Genomic DNA, 16,867 nt, shown 5'->3' on the forward strand with positions numbered 1-16,867 from the left:
CTTCTGGATGGATCTATTTGATGAGGATCAGCGAGAGCGAGGGATAGAGCGAGAGCAGCACCAGCAGGACGCAGGAGATGACGAAGAAGGGCAGCGTCACCATGAACATCTTGCCGGGCTTGGCGCCGGTGACGGCGGCCGCGACGAAGAAGCAGAGCCCGACCGGCGGCGACAGCAGGCCGAGCACGAGGTTGATCACCACCACGACGCCGAAATGCCGGGGATCGATGTGATAGACCTCGGTCGCGATCGGCAGCAGGATCGGCACCGTCATGATCAGGCCGGGAATGCCGTCGATGACCGTGCCGATCACCAGCAGGATGACGTTGCAGATCAGCATGAAGCTGACCGGGTCCTTGGCGGCGGACTGGATCCAGCCGGCGGTTTCCTGCGGCACCTTGCCGAAGATCAAAACCCAGGAGAACACGGCTGCGGCCGCCACCAGGAAGAGCACGATCGCCGAATAGATCGCGCTGCGCAGCATCATCTGCGGCAGCTGCGAGAACTCGAATTCCCTGGTCCAGTACTTCCCGACGAGGGCCGCAGCGACGGCGCCGACGGCGGCGGACTCTGTCGCATTGGCAAGGCCGCTCAGAATCGTGCCGACGATGACGATCGGGATCAGCAGGGTTGGGGACGTCCGCAGGATCGTCATGACGCGCTGGCGCGGCGTCTGATAATCGGCGCGCGGATAATTGTAGACATAGCCCATCAGCGCGATGACGAGGCAGAACATCACGGTGAGGATGACGCCGGGCACGATGCCGGCGATCAGCATGTCGCTGACCGAGACCTGCGCCAGCACGCTGTAGACCACGAACATCACCGACGGCGGGATGATCGGGCCGAGCATGCCGCCATAGGCGGTGAGGCCCGCCGCAAAGGTCTTGTCGTAGCCCTTCTTCTCCATCTCCGGCACCATGATCTGGGCCATGATCGCGACCTGCGCGGTGGCTGATCCGAGGATCGAGGAGATGAACATGTTGGCGAGGATGTTGACGTAGGCGAGCCCGCCCCTGAGCGAGCCGACGAAGGCCATCGCCATATCGACGATGCGGCGCGTGATGCCGCCGCCGTTCATGATCTCGCCGATCAGGATGAAGAGCGGAATCGCGATCAGGCCGTAGCTGTCGACGCCGCCGAACAGCTGGAGCGGATAGGACTGGAACAGCACGGGATTGCCCGATGCCGCGATATAGACGAGGCCGGCGAGGCACAGGCAGAGGCCGATCGGCACGCCGACCAGCATGATCGCGACGAAGGCTGCCGACGTGATCATCAGTTGACCCCGTCGAGCTCGGAGAGCGCAAAGCCTTTCGGCGGCGTGCGCGGGACCAGTTCGAGATCTTCCAGCAGATTGGCGAGGCCGTGCACGGTCATCGACACAGCGAAGATCGGCAGCGTCAGATAGAGCACCCAGGTCGGCCAGTTCAGCGTCTGGGTGTGCTCGGTGTAGAGGAAGTTGAAGGTTTCGGCCGCGAGCTTGCGCCCGTCGAAGCCGGCGCGCGCAAGGCCAATCGGATCCATCCAGAGCACGCAGGTGATGATGAGCGCGACGCCGAACACGACGACGAGGCCGGTCGAGATCACCTTTGCGATCTTCTGGTGCCGTGCCGAAAGACGCTCGGTCAGCATGGTGACCGCGAAGTCGAGCCGCAGCCGCGTCATCGCGGACGCACCGACGAAGGTCAGCCAGACCACGCAATAGACCGCGGATTCATCGATCCAGTAGATGGGAAAGCGCGCGTAGCGGGTGACCACGTTCACCAGGATCAGGCCCGTGAGCAGGTACATCAGGCCCATCAGCGCGATGCGCTCGACGGCGAGCAGGGCGCTCGACGTGCGGATGACCAAGCGTCGGACGCTGAAAGTGCGCGTGGCCGGCATCGTCTGCTCGATCATGAAGGAGGCCCCACACCCCTGAAAATTGTCGTGCTATCGGCAAATGTATAATTTATACATTTTGGGTGTCAAACGGAGATTGCGGTCATTCCGGCGGCAGGACGCGCTTTTGCTGGGCACCGGCTTTGGCCGGGCCTCGCGCTTTTGCTGGCGCGCTCAACATGCAAGAGAGGGACCGCTCGGCCACATGAGTCGGGAAGGACAACAGAAGGTCAGATGAAACAGCCTCTGAAGCATCGCACGCTGTCGGCTGCGATCGTCGACCAGCTCCGGCAGGCGATCCTCGACGGCACCTATCCCGCAGGCTCGCAGTTGCGGCAGGATGCGCTCGGCGAGACTTATGGCGTCAGCCGTATTCCGGTGCGCGAGGCGCTATTCCAGCTTGAGGCCGAAGGGCTGGTGCGGATCGTGCCGCAGAAGGGCGCCATTGTTTCCGAACTGTCGCTGGACGAAATCAACGACGTGTTCGATCTGCGCCGCATCCTGGAGCCGCGGCTGCTGGTGCAATCGGCGCCGCGATTCACCGCCGACGATTTCGACGGGCTCGACGACATCCACAAGCAGTTCGAGAAGGCGATCAAGGCGCGCAATGTCAGCGAATGGGGCCAACTCAACGCCGATTTCCACATGGCGCTCTACGTCCACGCACCGCAGCCCCGCACCCGCGCGATCGTGCTGTCGTTGCTCCAGACCAGCGACCGCTACACGCGCTTGCAGCTCTCCAACACCAAGGCGATGGGGACCGCCGAGAAGGAGCATGCCCATCTGATCGCGCTGTGCCGCGCCGGGAAGGTCGAGGAGGCCTGCGGGTTTTTGGAGCGGCACATCGAGGCCGTGCGCAAGGATTTGTTGCAGGTCGTGGCAATTGCGCCGAAGAGGCGGCGGGAAAGCGAGCGGTAGCCGATGCGCTCGTAGGGTGGGCTAAGCGAAGCGTGCCCACGACTTTTACCTGGATCACGGAGAGATGGTGGGCACGGCGCTGCGCGCCTTTGCCCACCCTACGAGAGTTGCGCCAAGAGCGAAGGCGACGACGCTCAATATGGGAGCGGTGTGCTCTGCCAGAACCAGAACAGAAAAGCGCACTCGGACGAGAGAGCAATGACCGAGAGATAAACCACCGTCGAGTCTCTGAGCCACTTCCGGCGGTTCTTAAGATAGACGACGTAGATGTAGAAGACTGGGCCCATCAGCAGCCAGATCGGCCACGTGTAGAACAGGGCCAGCGCTAACCCGGCTAGGAACGTCAGCGGATGAGGGCCCAAGAACGCGAAGAAAACGGCGAACAGCAATGCTGGCGCGACGACGTAGGCCAGGGTCCCGAACATCACCGAGATCGGCAACACGGAAATCACCTGGGGCCGCCAGCCGCGACGCTTGATGAGCCGTGTAAACGCCGCGCCCGCCAATGACCCAGCGGCGAACGGCCCGAACAGGCCGACGGCGAGAATGAGACAGAGGCCGATCAGCGCCAACGGCTCCTCCCATCACCTGCTTCCGTCCGGCCCCATTACCAGATCCGGCAAGCCGGTCGAGATCTCCGGCACGAAGCACAGCAGCAGCACTGCGAGCATCATCAGCAGCACGAACGGCAGCGTGCCCCAGATCACCTCGCGCAGGGGAATGTCCGGCGCGACGTTGCGGATGACGAAGATGTTGAGGCCGACCGGCGGATGGATCAGGCCCATCTCCATCACGATGGTCATGACGACGCCGAACCAGATGATGTCGAAATTGGCGGCGCGGAGCGGCGGCAGGATGATCGGCGCGGTCATCAGGATGATCGAGACCGGCGGCAGGAAGAAGCCGAGCACGACGACCATGACGAGGATCGCGAACAGCAGCTCCCAGCGCGGCAGGTGCATCGCGACGATGGATTCGGCGACCGATTGCGAGATGTGCAGATAGCTCATCACGTAGGAATAGAGCAGCGACATGCCGATGATCATCATCAGCATGGTCGATTCCCGGATCGTCGATTTCATGATCGGCGCGAGGTCGCTCGGCCGCCACACGCTGTAGATCGCGGCGATCAGCGCCAGCGCCAGCAGGCCGCCGAGGCCGGCGGTTTCCGACGGCGTGGCGTAGCCGCCATAGAGTGCGATCATGACGCCGGTGAGCAGCAGCACGAAGGGGATCACGCGCGGCAGCACGCTGAAACGTTCGGCCAGCGTGTACTCGTCGCGGGCGAGGATCGCCGCTTCAGGTCCGCCGGCCTTGTAGACCGCTTCGGCTGCCGCATATTCCTGGCGGAAGCGGATCACGGCGTAGGCGCCGAACAGACTGACGAGAAGCAGGCCCGGCCCGATGCCTGCGAGGAACAAGCGGCCAAGGGATTTTTCCGCGGCGACCGCGAACAGGATCATGGTGATCGAGGGCGGCAGCAGGATGCCGAGCGTGCCGCCGGCGGCGATGATGCCGGCCGCGAAGCCGCCGGAATAGCCGCGCTTGCGCATCTCGGGGATGCCGGCCGAGCCGATCGCCGAGCAGGTCGCGGGCGAGGAGCCCGCCATCGCCGCGAACAGCGCGCAGGCGAAGACGTTGGCGACGCCCAAGCCGCCGGGCACGCGATGCAGCCAGGCGTGCAGGGCCGAATAGAGATCCTGGCCGGCGCGCGACTTGCCGATCGCAGCACCCTTCAGGATGAAGAGCGGGATCGACAGCAGCGTGATCGAGGCCATTTCCTCGTAGACATTCTGCGTCACCGTATCGAGCGAGGCTGAGGGCATGTAGATGCCCATGAACACGACCGCGACCGCGCCCAGCGCAAACGCGATGGGCATGCCCGAAAACATGATGACCAGCGTCGCGATGCCGTAGGCGATGCCGATACCGAGGACGCTCATGAACGCTTGGCTCCTGCAAAAGGCAGCGCAAGCTGCACGAGGATCTGGACGCAGAGCAGGCTCATCCCGAGCGCCATCAGCGAATAGGGAATGGTGAGCGGCGGCGACCACATCGAGTTCGAGACCTGGCCATCGACATAGGCCTCATGGGCCAATGTCCAGGACTTCCAGGTGAAGAAGGCGCAGAACAGGAACGTCACGGCGTCGACCAGCCAGAGCCGGATCCTGTTCGCGAGGGGCGAAAGCAGGCCGACGAAGGCTTCGATGCCGATATGGCCGCGGTTCTGCTGCACATAGGCCGCCGTCATGAAGGTGGCGCCGACCAGCAGGAACACGGCCGCCTCGTCCTGCCAGTAATTGGCGGCCTTGAACAAGGCCCGGCTGAGCACGCTGTAGCTCAGGATGGCGCAGGCCGCGATCAGCGCGATCGCGGCGAACACGACGATGATGCTGTTGATGATGGCGAGGCCGCGATCGATCGCCGCCGCAAGGCCGGTCCTTGCGGCAGCGTTCGTCTCGACATCACGATCCGGGAGTGGACCGTGGCTCATGCAGCGACGTCGGTCGCGAGCTTGAGCAGGTTTGCCGCGGTCGCGGTCTTGGCGCTGTAATCCTTCCACGCGGTGTCGCGGGCGATGTCGCGCCATTTGCCGACGGTCGCGGCGTCGAGCGCCGAGACCTTGGCGCCGGCCTTCTCGTAGACCTTGGCGACTTCGACGTCGTCGTCCTGCGCGCCCTTGCGGCCAAAGGCCTCGAGCTCGGTGCCGACCGAGAGCAGCACGTCCTGCTGGTTCTTCGGCAGCTTGTCGAAGATCGCCTTCGACATCATCAGCGGCTCGAGCATGAACCAGTAGGAGGCGCCGGCGCCTGATGTCAGCGACTTCGCGACCTCTTCGAGGCGGAACGAGATCAGGCTGGTCGAGGAGGTGATGCCGGCATCGCAGGCGCCGGTCTGCATCGCCGCGTAGATTTCGTTCGACGGCACCGACAGCACCGAAGCGCCGGCGGTCTGGAGCACCATGTCCATCTCGCGCGAGCCGCCGCGCACCTTCAAGCCCTTGGCGTCTTCCGGGGCGACGATCGCCTTGGAGCGGCTGGCGACGCCGCCGGCCTGCCAGACCCAGGTGAGCAGGATGATGCCCTTGTCGGCGAGGAAGTCCGTCAGCGCCTTGCCGACCGGCTCCTTCTTCCAGCGCATGCCCTGGTCGTAGGTGGTGACGAGGCCGGGCATCAGGCCGATATTGGTCTCCGGCAATTCGCCGCCGGCATAGGGCATCGGGTAGAGCGAGATGTCGAGCGCGCCCTTGCGCATCGCGGAGAACTGCGCGTTGGTCTTGATCAGCGAGGAGTTCGGATAGATCTCGGCGGCGATGTCGCCATTGCTGCGCTTGGCAACTTCAGCGGCGAACATGCGGCAAAGCCGGTCGCGGAAATCGCCCTTGTCGATGGTGCCGCCCGGAAATTGATGCGAGATCTTCAGCGTGGTTGCGGCATGCGCGGTGCCGGTGCCGAAGCGGAGGATGGCGGGTGCTGCGACGGCGGTCGCGATCAGGTGGCGGCGCGTAAGCATGGTGTGATCCCCTTGAACGGTTTCTTCGGACGGTTCTTGTTGGTGTGATCTGGATCGGGCCTTGGATCTAGCCTTGGAGGCCGGCGCTGTGGCCCATCCTAGCCGGTCTTTCAGCCAATGTTCTCTCATCTGATAGTTCGAGACCGAATGCCGCGGCAAGTGCTGATCATGCTGCGCTGCACACCGGAGATATCAGGCGCGGGCCTGAGACTCCTCCGAATGATCGATACCGGCCGGCCCGCCAAAATTTATCGGCGACGGCGTAACAACGTTCGCCTGCAATCCGTCGAGATCAGATAGCGGCGTCCGTCGCTGACAACATCATCTCGAAGGGAAGATTACCCATGACCATTCGCACCCGCATCGTGCTCGGCGTCTCGGCTGCCGCTCTCTCGCTCGGCCTCGCGCTGTCGCCGGCCGCCTTCGCCCAGGACAAGATGGGCAAGGACGACGGCATGATGAAGAAGGACACGATGTCCAAGGACGGCATGAAGAAAGACACCATGTCCAAGGACGACGGCATGAAGAAGGACTCGATGTCGAAGGACACCATGGCCAAGGACGGGATGAAGAAAGACGACGGAATGAAGAAGAACTGATCTTCTACGGTCATCACGTCGCGTTGGCGCAGGCGGGCGCAAATGTTCGGGGGCGGTCACGTGGACCGCCCCGGAAATGGCGCTTCAGCTCAAATTCAATTGAACGTTACTGGAGAACGCTACTTGCGCTTGGCCTTGCGGGCGGCGTAGCGGGCGTCGCGCTTGGCCTTTTGCTCGGCCTCCTGCTCAGCCAGCTTGGCAACCGACTCTTCCGCTTCGCGGGCGATCCGTGCGGCCTCGGCGGCTGCAGCTTCTTCCGCGAGACGCTTCTGCTCGGCCTTTTCGGCTTCGCGCGCAGCCTTGGCCTCGGTGCGCTTGGCCGCGAGGGCCTCGCGCTCGGCGCGACGCGCCGCCACCGCCGGATCGTCCAGACCCGGTTGCGACTTGAATTTGTTCAAAAGATTTTTGCGTGCTTCCTGCGCGGCTTTTTGCCGGTCGGAGAATCCTGGTTCCCTGAATCCACTCATCGAACGAACCTTGTCATCCTCGCTTTCAGTCCTACATAACTGCGTGTTGGTAAGTCGGCTGGGCATAGCGGGCACCACGCGACGCAGAAGCGTTTACATCGGCGCGCGTCGCGACGCCACCCAAATTGCAGCCGATCAGGTAGACGAAAATCGCCCCCCGACGATCTCTCGTAGGCCGGAAAAACTGCCGAATTGTGATGTCCCTCATAAGGGCGCACACGGAGCGGCGCCTAGCGTCCGCCCCGATACGAGACGGAGCACGGGCATGACAATCTCAAGATCGAGCCTGAAGCTGCTCGCCTTCGCCATCGCGGTGGCCGCCGTGACCGGCGTTGCGCTGCTGCTCGCCCGTCCTCAACCGATCGACAGCGCCGTTCTGGGCGCCGACTGGGAGTGCACCCAGACCGCGTTCGTGCTCACGACCTGCGCCCCGCGGGCGACGCCGGCGGTCGAGACGTCACGCAAGGATCTGCTCCGGCCGACCCGAGGGTGAACTTTCCGGGCGGGATGTGACGCCAGGTCGCAGAGGTGATAAAGCCGGCTCGCCTTTGTGATCGGTTCGTCATGTCCAAACCTGAGTTCAAGCCTGAATCCGAGCCCGCGCCGGGCAAGACGCTCAAATCCGCGCCAAAACCTCAATCGGGCGACAACCGCCGCGGCGCGGTCGCGGGGCTGATCATCGCTTTTCTGATCCTCGGCGTCGGCTGGTGGCTTGCCCGCGACCTCACCGCCGCCAGCAAGATGCAGGACTGCCTGATGTCGGGGCGGCGCAATTGCAACGTGATCGAGCCGGCCCGCTAGAACTGCTCCAGCGCGGTGCTCTTCCGCCTTTTGGAGCCGAAAAATTGCCGTGATCTTAAACATTTGTAACGCGACATAGCCGGCCGAAGCAGGTCTGTTATGTCAGCCGGCATCCACCGGGCGCGGTACGAATCGTCTATCGCGCAAGGCACCATGGCAAACGAGAGAGCAGGGGTTCAAGCACGCATGAGTGCGTCCAGCCGCATGAAGATCATCATTCCCTTGGTTTCGGCCGTGTCATTGCTCGCGCTGTCGGCGCAGGCGCAGGACTCACGGCCGCCAAGGCAGGACGGCCATCCGTCGCACGGGCAGGGCGCAGGCGCGCCGCCCCAGAACAATCAGAACATGCGCAAGGGCCCGCCGCCGCAGCAGGCGGCACGGCCGCAGGCTCAGCCGGGTGGTCCGCCTCAGGCGGGCGGTCCCGGCCGCGCCGGCCCCGGTTTCGATCGAGGTCCTCGCCCGCAAAATGCCGGCGGTCCGCCGCCCGGCCGTAACTATGCGCGCGGTCCTGCACCGGTGTCGCGCGATTGGGGCGGACACGCCTATCGCGGCAATCGTGCCTGGGACGGCGGGCGCTGGCGCCGCGAGGTCCGCAACGGCCGCTCCGGCTGGTGGTGGGACGTCGGCGGTGTCTGGTATTATTATCCGCAGCGGATGGCCGGCCCGCCCGCCTATATCTCGGACGACTATTACGACGACGTGCCGGTGGCCTATGCCCCGCCGGTTGCCTATGCACCGCCGCCCCCGCCGCCGGCTGATCCCGGCGCGAGCGCGCTTGGTGGCGCCATCGTCGGTGGCGTGCTCGGCGGCCTGATCTCGGGCAATGCCTCGGGTGCGGCCGCGGGCGCCGTGATCGGCGGCGCCACCGGCGCCATCGCCGGGGCTACCGCTGCCTCGCGTCCCGGCTACTATCTGGCCCAGGGCAATTGCTACTACCGCTATCCGAGCGGCCAATATGTGCAGGCCGATCCGCGCGCCTGCTACTGAGGTTAAGGCAAAATCCGAAGCTAAAAAGTGAAGCAAAGGGGCGGGCGCAGGTCCGCCTCTTTTTGTGGTGCAGGCCGATCGCCTCGCGCGTCACACCAGCCAGTTGAAGAACGCGATCGCGGCCCAGACCAGGCCTGCGATCCAGGCCAGCATCACGATACCGATCGTGACCAGAAACGTGGCGCTGAACAGGTCGGACCTTTCGCGTTGGGTCGGAACGTGAGCTGCTGCTTCCTGTGTCATGATGGACCACCTATGCCCTCTCGCATCGGTGCGAGCGGTTAAGGTGTTGTTTACCGGAGCCGCCAGGCGCTGGCTGTGACGCAATTCACAGATGGGGCCGGTGGGCGCGCGATCCGCATTAACCGAATTCGGCCCGCGATCACCCGTCGGAACGGCGCGAAAACCACCCCGCATTCATACGGGCGAAATTGCCATCCGCTTGTCCAGATCGACCGGCTAATGTTGGTCCCATGTGTACGAAGTACGACCCACAGCACGAGGCCGAGGCCGCGATGAAGCGGGCGGCGGCGTCCTCCGACGTCGACGACCGGCAAAGACTGATCCAACTGGCCCTGGCCTGGCATCAGCTCGCCCGCGACCGGCGCGACGAGCAGGCGGATTGATTTGTCACCGTGCGTCGCAATGCTTGCGGCGCTGCCGGGCATTGCCTGCCTCGCGCCTTTGCTTTTGCAGCGCGAGGGGGGCGCGGGCATGAGAAAGCCCCGTGCTCGGGGGACAAGCACGGGGCCCTTCAAAGCCGACCGGGGCTGACTGGTCGGCACCACTCTGTTTCGCTGCATCCAACGTGCGGACCGTGATCTCGTTCCGCGACGCTTTCGTATTTTGGTTTGTCTCTTGCGATCGACGACGCGGGTTGGGTTGGCGAAGTCCTGACGCAGGAACATTCGTTCCGCGCCGACGTTGGCCGGCCATGACAGACCCCCAGCTCCGCGCCCAGTCTTTCGAGATCGCCTGGACATATCTCGACCAGTCGGGCCTGCTCACGGGCGAGCACAGGGACTCCGCCCGCTTCATCCTCGGCAGGATCGACCGCATGATGCTGCGCGGCGAGCGGCGCAGGCTGTTGCTGTCGAACGCCGCGATCGATGCGTATCGCTTGCGGCCGGTGCTGGTGATGTTGAATGCGTGATGGATTCGGTTGAGCGAAACGCGTTGTTAAGAAGTGCGCTGCGTCGATTTTCGCGGTGACGATTCGTGCTTTGCGAACGAAGCGGAGTCGGAACGAGAACAAACGAAATGCAGGCTCGTCCGGCTAGACCCGCGCCAAAATCAGTCGATCGCCATGCAGTGTTCAACGGCCGGCTTCTCGTGGCTCCCTCGCGCCCACGCCTGAACCGCGAAAGCGAGTTGATGGTGGCTCGTCGCCGCGCCGACGATCGAGGCCTGCACCACCTCGATGCGCTTCGTGACTGCGTTGGTACTCACAAGCCCCGCGTCGACAGCTAGATACGACATCGCGACGATTGCCACCGCGGAAGCGATAGCCATTCTCGTCCACTCGGTTGGCAGCATGCGAGTCCTTGTCGGGCGCAATTCGCCCCGCGCTTAGATAAGGCGTCTCTGCGCGGTTCAAAGACCGGTGTATGGTTACCCACGCGTTCGTGATGGACGGTTGATTGGAGACTGAACGTCCGCCACGCTGATCAAGTTGGATCAAGAGCCTTGCGCAACTTCGAATCAGCTTGCCGTCATAATCATGAAGTCGCTCTCGCCCACGATTTTGATGTCTCGGCCCTTCGCGATGAGTTCTTCGGCCTTATGATGCTTCGTGCTCTTTTCCTGGTCTTTCGTCGCGCGAAGATCCTGATCTCCAACTACGGGAATCGTTGTGCGCTTGTTGACATGGTCGTCGACATCGGCGCCAGCAACGGAGGCTTGGGTTGCGGCCGGATTGACGAGGCATTGAGAGCCGCAATGATGCTTGGCGATCCCGGCAGGAATCGAACCTGCAACCCTCAGAGTAGAAATCTGATGCTCTATCCAGTTGAGCTACGGGACCGTCTTGGGCCATCCGATCGGGGAGGCTGGCCGTTCATCTACCATGCCAATATGAAAAATCTGGTGTTTAGCCAAGCCTGAAGCGAACCGTTTTCCCACCCGAAGCGACAAAGCGGAACGGTGGGGTGTCAGGGTGCCGGGTTGAGCGGCAGCGGACTGGACGATGGTTCACATCGCCGGGAACGCTGACCGGCTTCCGGGACATGGCCGCCGGTCGATTGGTCTGGTTTTGCTGCGCCCACGGACGGCGTGCGCGGCGATACCTTGATCGGTCTCCTCTGGGCTTGCCTTGTCATGGCGAATGCGACGATTTGCACCTTTGGTTCCATCGCCTTGAGTCCGTCACCTTTCCGCGCACTTCATGCGCCCGCGGCGTTCGCCGTGATTTCCGGGAGTCCCTCATGATCGGTCTGGTTCGCGCCGTCACAATCTGCGCCACGCTGGCGTTCGGCCTCAGTGCGGCGACCGCCGCCGACAAGGCGTTCAAGCGCGACGATCTCGCCGATTCCGCGATCAAGCTGGAGGCCCAGATCAAGAGCGAGGCGGGGCCGGTCGCCAAGACCAGCGCGACGCTGCGCACCGACGCCGACGCCGCCTTCCGCCGCAATGACTACCGCACCGGCCTGTCGGTGCTCGGCCAGATCGCGGCGACCACGCCTGAGGATACCGGCAACTGGCTGCGGCTCGCCAAGGTGATCTTCCAGATCTCTCCGAAGAGCTCAAGCGAGCAGACGTTCCTGCTGGAGCGCGCCTCGACCGCCGCCTACATCGCTTACCAGCGCGCCGGCAACCCGGGCGAGGAGGCGGATGCGCTCGCGGTGCTCGGCAAGTCGCTGTCCGAACGCAAGCTTTGGCGGCCGGCGCTCGATGCGCTGCGGCTGTCACTGGACATGCGCGAGGTCGCCGACGTCCGCGGGAGTTACGAGAAAATGCGCGACGAGCACGGCTTCCGGCTGCTCGACTACACCGTGGACTCGGATTCGGCGAGCCCGCGCGCCTGCTTCCAGTTCTCGGAGGAACTCGCCAAGCGCACTGACTTTGGCCCATTCCTCGCGCTGGCGGGGCAGGACAAGCCGGCGCTGTCGGCCGAGGGCAAGCAGCTCTGTGTCGACGGGCTGAAGCACGGCGAGCGCTACAACATCAATCTGCGCGCCGGCCTGCCATCAACCGTCAAGGAAGGCCTGCCGAAATCTGCCGAGTTCAACGTCTATGTGCGCGACCGCAAGCCGTTCGTGCGCTTCACCAGCCGCGCCTATGTGCTGCCAAAAACCGGCCAGCGCGGCATTCCCGTGGTCAGCGTCAACACGCCCGCGGTGAACGTCAACGTCTTCCGGATCGGCGACCGCAACCTGATCAACACGGTGGTGGACAGCGACTTCCAGAAGACGCTGTCGCGCTATCAGCTCTCCGATCTCGGCAGCGAGCGTGGCGTCAAGGTCTGGTCCGGCGAGCTTGCGACCGCGATGACGCTGAACCAGGACGTCACCACCGCATTCCCGGTCGACCAGGCGCTCGGCGAGCTCCAGCCGGGCGTCTACGTGATGACGGCCGCCGCGAAGGGCGCGGGCTCCGACGACGACAATCAGCTCGCCACGCAATGGTTCATCGTCTCCGATCTCGGGGTCACCGCCTATTCCGGCAATGACGGCATCCATGTCTTCGTGAACTCGCTTGCCTCGACCGATCCGGTCGGCAAGGCCGAAATCCGGCTCGTTGCCCGCAACAACGAGATTTTGGCGAGCCGCAAGACCGACGACAGCGGCCACGTGCTGTTCGAGGCGGGCCTTGCGCGCGGCGAGGGCGGCCTGTCGCCGGCCATGCTGACCGTGACCGGCGAGAAGGCCGACTATGCCTTCCTCAGCCTGAAGACCGGTGCATTCGATCTGTCCGATCGCGGTGTCGCGGGCCGCGTGGTGCCTGTCGGGGCCGACGCGTTCGTCTATGCCGAGCGCGGCGTCTACCGCTCCAGCGAGACCGTCTATCTCACCGCGCTGCTCCGTGACGGGCAGGGCAATGCCGTCACCGGCGGGCCGATGACGCTCGTGATCGAGCGCCCCGATGGCGTCGAATACCGCCGCGCCGTGCTGTCCGACCAGGGCGCTGGCGGCCGTACGCTCGCCGTGCCGCTCAACTCCGCCGTTCCGACCGGGACCTGGCGGGTGCGCGCCTTCACCGACCCGAAGGGCTCGTCGGTCGGCGAGACCTCTTTCCTGGTCGAGGACTACGTCCCCGATCGGATCGAATTCGACTTGTCCGCCAAGGACAAGCTGATCAAAGCTAACGCTCCAGTGGAGCTTAAGGCGGACGGTCATTTCCTCTACGGCGCGCCCGCGTCCGGCCTCCAGCTCGAAGGCGACATGCTGATCGCACCCGCGAGCGAGCGCCCGGGCTTCTCCGGATATCAGTTCGGCGTCGCCGACGAGGAGACCACCTCGAACGAGCGCACGCCGCTGGAGAATTTGCCGGAGGCCGACGCCAACGGCGTTGCGACCTTCCCGGTGACGCTGGACAAGCCGCCCACCTCGACGCGTCCGCAGGAGGCGCAGATCTTCGTCCGCATGGTCGAGACCGGCGGTCGCGCCGTCGAGCGCAAGCTCGTGCTGCCGGTCGCGCCCGCGACCGCGATGATCGGCATCAAGCCGCTGTTCGCGGACAAGAACCTGACCGAGGGCGACAAGGCAGAGTTCGAATTGGTGTTCGTCTCGCCCGAGGGCGAGAAGCTGCGCCGCGACGGCCTGCGCTACGAGCTGCTGAAGATGGAGTCGCGCTACCAGTGGTATCGTCAGAACAATTACTGGGAGTACGAGCCGGTCAAGTCGACCTCGCGCGTCGCCGACGGTGATGTGACCATTGCCGCCGACAAGCCGTCCCGGATCTCGCTGGCACCGCAGTCCGGCCGGTACCGTCTCGACGTGAAGTCGAACGACGCCGACGGCCCGGTCACGTCAGTGCAGTTCGACGTCGGCTGGTATTCCGACGGCAGCGCCGACACGCCGGACCTCCTGGAGACTTCGATCGACAAGCCGCAATATGCGTCGGGCGATACCATGACGGTGTCGGTCAACGTCCGCTCGGCCGGCAAGCTCACGGTCAACGTGCTCGGCGATCGCCTGCTGACGACGCAGACCATCGACGTCAAGGAAGGCACCGCGCAGGTCAAGCTTCCGGTCGGCAAGGATTGGGGCACCGGCGCCTATGTGGTGGCGACCTTGCGCCGTCCGCTCGATGCGGCCGCCCAGCGCATGCCGGGCCGTGCGATCGGACTGAAATGGTTCGGCATCGACAAGCAGGCCCGCACGCTCCAGGTCAAGCTGACGCCGCCGGCGCTGATCCGGCCGAATGCGACGCTGAAGATCCCGGTCAAGCTCGACGGGCTCAATCCGGGCGAGGACGCCAAAATTGTCATCGCCGCGGTCGATGTCGGTATCCTCAACCTCACCAATTACAAGCCGCCGGCGCCGGATGATTACTATCTCGGGCAGCGCCGCCTGAGCGCGGAGATCCGCGACCTCTATGGGCAACTGATCGACGGCATGTCGGGTACGCGCGGCCAGATCAAGTCCGGCGGCGACGCTGGAGCGGCCGACCTGCAGGGCTCACCGCCCGCGCAAAAGCCGCTGGCGCTCTATTCGGGCATCGTGACGGTTGCAGCTGACGGCACGGTGGAGGTGAGCTTCGATATTCCGGAGTTCGCCGGCACCGCCCGCGTGATGGCGGTGGCGTGGACCGCGACCAAGCTCGGCCGCGCCAATACCGACGTGGTGATCCGCGACCCCGTGGTGCTGACCACGACCCTGCCACGCTTCCTGCTCAATGGCGACCACGGCACGGTCAACCTCGAGATCGACAATGTCGAGGGCCAGGCTGGCGACTACGTCATCAACGTCAAGACCGGCGGGCCGGTGAAGATGACCGGCAATCCCGCCACCACGGTGAAGCTCGCCGCCAAGCAGCGCAACTCGTTCGTGCTCGCGATCGATGCGACCGCGGCGGGGCAGGCGACGCTCGACGTTGACATCAAGGGTCCGAACGGCCTGACGCTGGCGCGCCACTATGCGCTCGACGTTAAGGCGGCGACCCAGGTGCTGGCGCGGCGCTCGATCCGGACGCTGGCAAAGGGCGAGAGCCTGACGCTGACCTCGGACATGTTCGCCGATCTCGTGCCGGGCACCGGCAGCGTCTCGGTCTCGGCCAGCCTGTCGACCGCGCTCGATGCGGCGACGATCCTGAAAGCGCTGGATCGTTATCCCTATGGCTGCTCGGAACAGATCACGAGCCGTGCCATGCCGCTGCTCTATGTCAACGATCTCGCGGCCGGCGCGCATCTGGCCATGGACACTGAAGTCGACCAGCGCATTCGCGACGCCATCGAGCGGCTGTTGGCCCGTCAAGGCTCCAACGGCTCGTTCGGCCTGTGGTCGGCCGGCGGCGACGATGCCTGGCTCGACGCCTACGTGACGGACTTCCTCACCCGCGCCCGCGAGAAGGGCTTTGTGGTGCCTGATGTCCTGTTCAAGAACGCGCTGGATCGCATCCGCAACGCCGTCGTCAACGGCAATGAGCCGGAGAAAGACGGTGGGCGCGATCTCGCTTACGGCCTCTACGTGCTCGCCCGCAACGGCGCCGCCCCGATTGGCGACCTCCGCTATCTCGCCGACACCAAGCTCGCCAATCTCGCAACGCCGATCGCGAAGTCGCAGCTTGCGGCGGCGCTGGCGCTGGTCGGCGACCGCAACCGTGCGGAGCGCGTCTACGGTGCCGCGCTCGACAGCCTCGCGCCAAAGCCCGTGCTGGAGTTCGGCCGCACCGACTACGGCTCGCAGCTTCGCGATGCGGCGGCGCTCGTCTCGCTCGCGAGCGAGGGCAACGCGCCGAAGGCGACGCTGACGCAGGCGGTGTCACGGGTGGAAGTCGCGCGCGGGCTGACGCCCTACACCTCCACGCAGGAAAATGCGTGGCTGGTGCTGGCGGCACGCGCACTGGCCAAGGAAAACCTCTCGATCGAGGTCGACGGCCAGAGCGTCAAGACCGCGCTCTATCGCAGCTACAAGGCGGACACGCTGAGCGGCAAGCCGCTGAAGATCACTAACACCGGCGACGCGCCGATCCAGGCGGTGGTCTCGGTGTCGGGCTCGCCGGTGACGCCGGAGCCGCCCGCATCGAACGGCTTCAAGATCGAGCGCAGCTATTTCACGCTCGACGGCAAGCCCGCAGACATCAGCAAGGTCAAGCAGAACCAGCGTTTCGCGGTGGTGCTGAAGATCACCGAGGCCAAGCCGGAGTACGGCCACATCATGGTCTCCGACTATCTGCCGGCCGGCCTCGAGATCGACAATCCCAAGCTGGTGTCGTCGGGCGACAGCGGTACGCTGGACTGGATCGAGGACGGCGAGGAGCCCGAAGACACCGAGTTCCGCGACGACCGCTTCACGGCGGCCGTCGATCGGGCCTCGGATTCCAAGGCGGTGTTCACCGTCGCTTACGTCGTGCGCGCCGTCTCGCCCGGCAAATACGTGCTGCCGCAGGCCTATGTCGAGGATATGTACAATCCCTCGCGGTATGGGCGGACCGGGACCGGCAATGTCGAGGTGCGGGCGGCGAAGTGATGAGCGAAGTGGCGCCAAAAACTCAGTCGTCATGCCCGGGCTTGTCCCGGGCATCCACGGACTGTGGTGC

At 64.6% G+C, this 16,867-nt stretch carries 17 protein-coding genes and 1 tRNA gene; 8 read left to right on the plus strand and 10 right to left on the minus strand.

Annotated features, from left to right (window positions below; genetic code table 11):
* Window positions 1-13 precede the first annotated feature (13 nt).
* Complete coding sequence (locus AB7532_RS17550; protein ID WP_441236022.1) at window positions 14-1,279, minus strand: TRAP transporter large permease; 1,266 nt, start codon at window positions 1,277-1,279, stop codon at window positions 14-16.
* Complete coding sequence (locus AB7532_RS17555) at window positions 1,279-1,887, minus strand: TRAP transporter small permease (protein WP_441239299.1); 609 nt, start codon at window positions 1,885-1,887, stop codon at window positions 1,279-1,281. Before AB7532_RS17555 ends, AB7532_RS17550 begins: the two co-directional genes overlap by 1 nt.
* Window positions 1,888-2,118: 231 nt before the next feature.
* Between AB7532_RS17555 and AB7532_RS17560 the strand changes: the two genes are divergently transcribed.
* Window positions 2,119-2,802 carry a GntR family transcriptional regulator gene (locus tag AB7532_RS17560; protein ID WP_441236023.1) on the plus strand — a complete coding sequence of 228 codons (684 nt, stop codon included), beginning with the start codon at window positions 2,119-2,121 and terminating at the stop codon, window positions 2,800-2,802.
* 134 nt (window positions 2,803-2,936) lie between these two features.
* Here the strand turns inward: AB7532_RS17560 and AB7532_RS17565 are convergent, their stop codons facing one another.
* From AB7532_RS17565 to AB7532_RS17580, 4 genes are read right to left on the minus strand one after another with little or no spacing between them, the layout of a single operon-like run.
* Window positions 2,937-3,374: a hypothetical protein gene (locus AB7532_RS17565; RefSeq protein WP_441236024.1), complete on the minus strand. Its 438-nt coding sequence runs from the start codon at window positions 3,372-3,374 to the stop codon at window positions 2,937-2,939.
* A 12-nt stretch (window positions 3,375-3,386) separates the two neighbouring features.
* Window positions 3,387-4,745 (minus strand): TRAP transporter large permease, encoded by a 1,359-nt coding sequence (locus AB7532_RS17570; RefSeq protein ID WP_441236025.1) that lies wholly within the window; start codon window positions 4,743-4,745, stop codon window positions 3,387-3,389.
* Window positions 4,742-5,296 carry a TRAP transporter small permease gene (locus AB7532_RS17575; RefSeq protein ID WP_441236026.1) on the minus strand — a complete coding sequence of 185 codons (555 nt, stop codon included), beginning with the start codon at window positions 5,294-5,296 and terminating at the stop codon, window positions 4,742-4,744. The genes AB7532_RS17570 and AB7532_RS17575 overlap by 4 nt, the downstream gene beginning before the upstream one ends.
* Entirely contained in the window at window positions 5,293-6,315 is a 1,023-nt protein-coding gene (locus AB7532_RS17580) for a TRAP transporter substrate-binding protein (RefSeq protein ID WP_441236027.1), read from the minus strand. The genes AB7532_RS17575 and AB7532_RS17580 overlap by 4 nt, the downstream gene beginning before the upstream one ends.
* A 344-nt stretch (window positions 6,316-6,659) precedes the next feature.
* Between AB7532_RS17580 and AB7532_RS17585 the strand changes: the two genes are divergently transcribed.
* Window positions 6,660-6,914 (plus strand): pentapeptide MXKDX repeat protein, encoded by a 255-nt coding sequence (locus AB7532_RS17585; RefSeq protein ID WP_441236028.1) that lies wholly within the window; start codon window positions 6,660-6,662, stop codon window positions 6,912-6,914.
* 119 nt (window positions 6,915-7,033) lie between these two features.
* Here AB7532_RS17585 and AB7532_RS17590 read toward each other — a convergent pair whose 3' ends face one another.
* A complete protein-coding gene (locus tag AB7532_RS17590; protein ID WP_441239300.1) occupies window positions 7,034-7,381 on the minus strand; it encodes a DUF6481 family protein in 348 nt (115 codons plus the stop codon).
* 265 nt (window positions 7,382-7,646) lie between these two features.
* On the opposite strand from AB7532_RS17590, the gene AB7532_RS17595 reads away from it, so the two are divergent.
* The 3 genes from AB7532_RS17595 (at window position 7,647) to AB7532_RS17605 (ending at window position 9,169) form a co-directional block, all read left to right on the plus strand.
* On the plus strand, window positions 7,647-7,874 hold the full coding sequence (locus AB7532_RS17595; protein ID WP_441236029.1) for a hypothetical protein: 228 nt from the start codon (window positions 7,647-7,649) through the stop codon (window positions 7,872-7,874).
* 71 nt (window positions 7,875-7,945) lie between these two features.
* Window positions 7,946-8,182 (plus strand): hypothetical protein, encoded by a 237-nt coding sequence (locus AB7532_RS17600; protein WP_441236030.1) that lies wholly within the window; start codon window positions 7,946-7,948, stop codon window positions 8,180-8,182.
* Window positions 8,183-8,368: 186 nt separating this feature from the next.
* The gene (locus AB7532_RS17605; RefSeq protein ID WP_441236031.1) at window positions 8,369-9,169 is read left to right on the plus strand and encodes a hypothetical protein; all 801 of its coding nucleotides are present in this window, start codon (window positions 8,369-8,371) and stop codon (window positions 9,167-9,169) included.
* Window positions 9,170-9,259: 90 nt separating this feature from the next.
* On the opposite strand, the gene AB7532_RS17610 is transcribed toward AB7532_RS17605, so the two are convergent.
* Complete coding sequence (locus AB7532_RS17610) at window positions 9,260-9,412, minus strand: hypothetical protein (RefSeq protein WP_441236032.1); 153 nt, start codon at window positions 9,410-9,412, stop codon at window positions 9,260-9,262.
* A gap of 230 nt (window positions 9,413-9,642) precedes the next feature.
* On the opposite strand from AB7532_RS17610, the gene AB7532_RS17615 reads away from it, so the two are divergent.
* Together AB7532_RS17615 and AB7532_RS17620 are read left to right on the plus strand one after the other, a co-directional pair.
* On the plus strand, window positions 9,643-9,795 hold the full coding sequence (locus AB7532_RS17615; protein WP_441236033.1) for a hypothetical protein: 153 nt from the start codon (window positions 9,643-9,645) through the stop codon (window positions 9,793-9,795).
* 308 nt (window positions 9,796-10,103) lie between these two features.
* Window positions 10,104-10,322, plus strand: coding sequence for a hypothetical protein (locus AB7532_RS17620; protein ID WP_441236034.1), 219 nt, complete (start codon window positions 10,104-10,106; stop codon window positions 10,320-10,322).
* Between the two features lie 140 nt (window positions 10,323-10,462).
* Here AB7532_RS17620 and AB7532_RS17625 read toward each other — a convergent pair whose 3' ends face one another.
* Both AB7532_RS17625 and AB7532_RS17630 read right to left on the minus strand, forming a co-directional pair.
* Window positions 10,463-10,681, minus strand: coding sequence for a hypothetical protein (locus AB7532_RS17625; RefSeq protein WP_441236035.1), 219 nt, complete (start codon window positions 10,679-10,681; stop codon window positions 10,463-10,465).
* 434 nt (window positions 10,682-11,115) lie between these two features.
* Window positions 11,116-11,192, minus strand: a tRNA-Arg gene (locus tag AB7532_RS17630).
* A 400-nt stretch (window positions 11,193-11,592) separates the two neighbouring features.
* Between AB7532_RS17630 and AB7532_RS17635 the strand changes: the two genes are divergently transcribed.
* Window positions 11,593-16,797: an alpha-2-macroglobulin family protein gene (locus tag AB7532_RS17635; RefSeq protein WP_441236036.1), complete on the plus strand. Its 5,205-nt coding sequence runs from the start codon at window positions 11,593-11,595 to the stop codon at window positions 16,795-16,797.
* Window positions 16,798-16,867: the final 70 nt, after the last annotated feature.

Origin of the sequence: Bradyrhizobium sp. 930_D9_N1_4 (genome assembly GCF_052076015.1) — a bacterium.
Lineage (GTDB): Bacteria > Pseudomonadota > Alphaproteobacteria > Rhizobiales > Xanthobacteraceae > Bradyrhizobium.

Coding starts and splice junctions, on each gene's coding strand:
- AB7532_RS17550 (WP_441236022.1), bottom strand. CDS start 1,279: ATGATCACGTCGGCAGCCTTCGTCGCGATCATGCTGGTCGGCGTGCCG.
- AB7532_RS17555 (WP_441239299.1), bottom strand. CDS start 1,887: ATGCCGGCCACGCGCACTTTCAGCGTCCGACGCTTGGTCATCCGCACG.
- AB7532_RS17560 (WP_441236023.1), top strand. CDS start 2,119: ATGAAACAGCCTCTGAAGCATCGCACGCTGTCGGCTGCGATCGTCGAC.
- AB7532_RS17570 (WP_441236025.1), bottom strand. CDS start 4,745: ATGAGCGTCCTCGGTATCGGCATCGCCTACGGCATCGCGACGCTGGTC.
- AB7532_RS17575 (WP_441236026.1), bottom strand. CDS start 5,296: ATGAGCCACGGTCCACTCCCGGATCGTGATGTCGAGACGAACGCTGCC.
- AB7532_RS17580 (WP_441236027.1), bottom strand. CDS start 6,315: ATGCTTACGCGCCGCCACCTGATCGCGACCGCCGTCGCAGCACCCGCC.
- AB7532_RS17585 (WP_441236028.1), top strand. CDS start 6,660: ATGACCATTCGCACCCGCATCGTGCTCGGCGTCTCGGCTGCCGCTCTC.
- AB7532_RS17590 (WP_441239300.1), bottom strand. CDS start 7,381: ATGAGTGGATTCAGGGAACCAGGATTCTCCGACCGGCAAAAAGCCGCG.
- AB7532_RS17595 (WP_441236029.1), top strand. CDS start 7,647: ATGACAATCTCAAGATCGAGCCTGAAGCTGCTCGCCTTCGCCATCGCG.
- AB7532_RS17600 (WP_441236030.1), top strand. CDS start 7,946: ATGTCCAAACCTGAGTTCAAGCCTGAATCCGAGCCCGCGCCGGGCAAG.
- AB7532_RS17605 (WP_441236031.1), top strand. CDS start 8,369: ATGAGTGCGTCCAGCCGCATGAAGATCATCATTCCCTTGGTTTCGGCC.
- AB7532_RS17610 (WP_441236032.1), bottom strand. CDS start 9,412: ATGACACAGGAAGCAGCAGCTCACGTTCCGACCCAACGCGAAAGGTCC.
- AB7532_RS17615 (WP_441236033.1), top strand. CDS start 9,643: ATGTGTACGAAGTACGACCCACAGCACGAGGCCGAGGCCGCGATGAAG.
- AB7532_RS17620 (WP_441236034.1), top strand. CDS start 10,104: ATGACAGACCCCCAGCTCCGCGCCCAGTCTTTCGAGATCGCCTGGACA.
- AB7532_RS17625 (WP_441236035.1), bottom strand. CDS start 10,681: ATGGCTATCGCTTCCGCGGTGGCAATCGTCGCGATGTCGTATCTAGCT.
- AB7532_RS17635 (WP_441236036.1), top strand. CDS start 11,593: ATGATCGGTCTGGTTCGCGCCGTCACAATCTGCGCCACGCTGGCGTTC.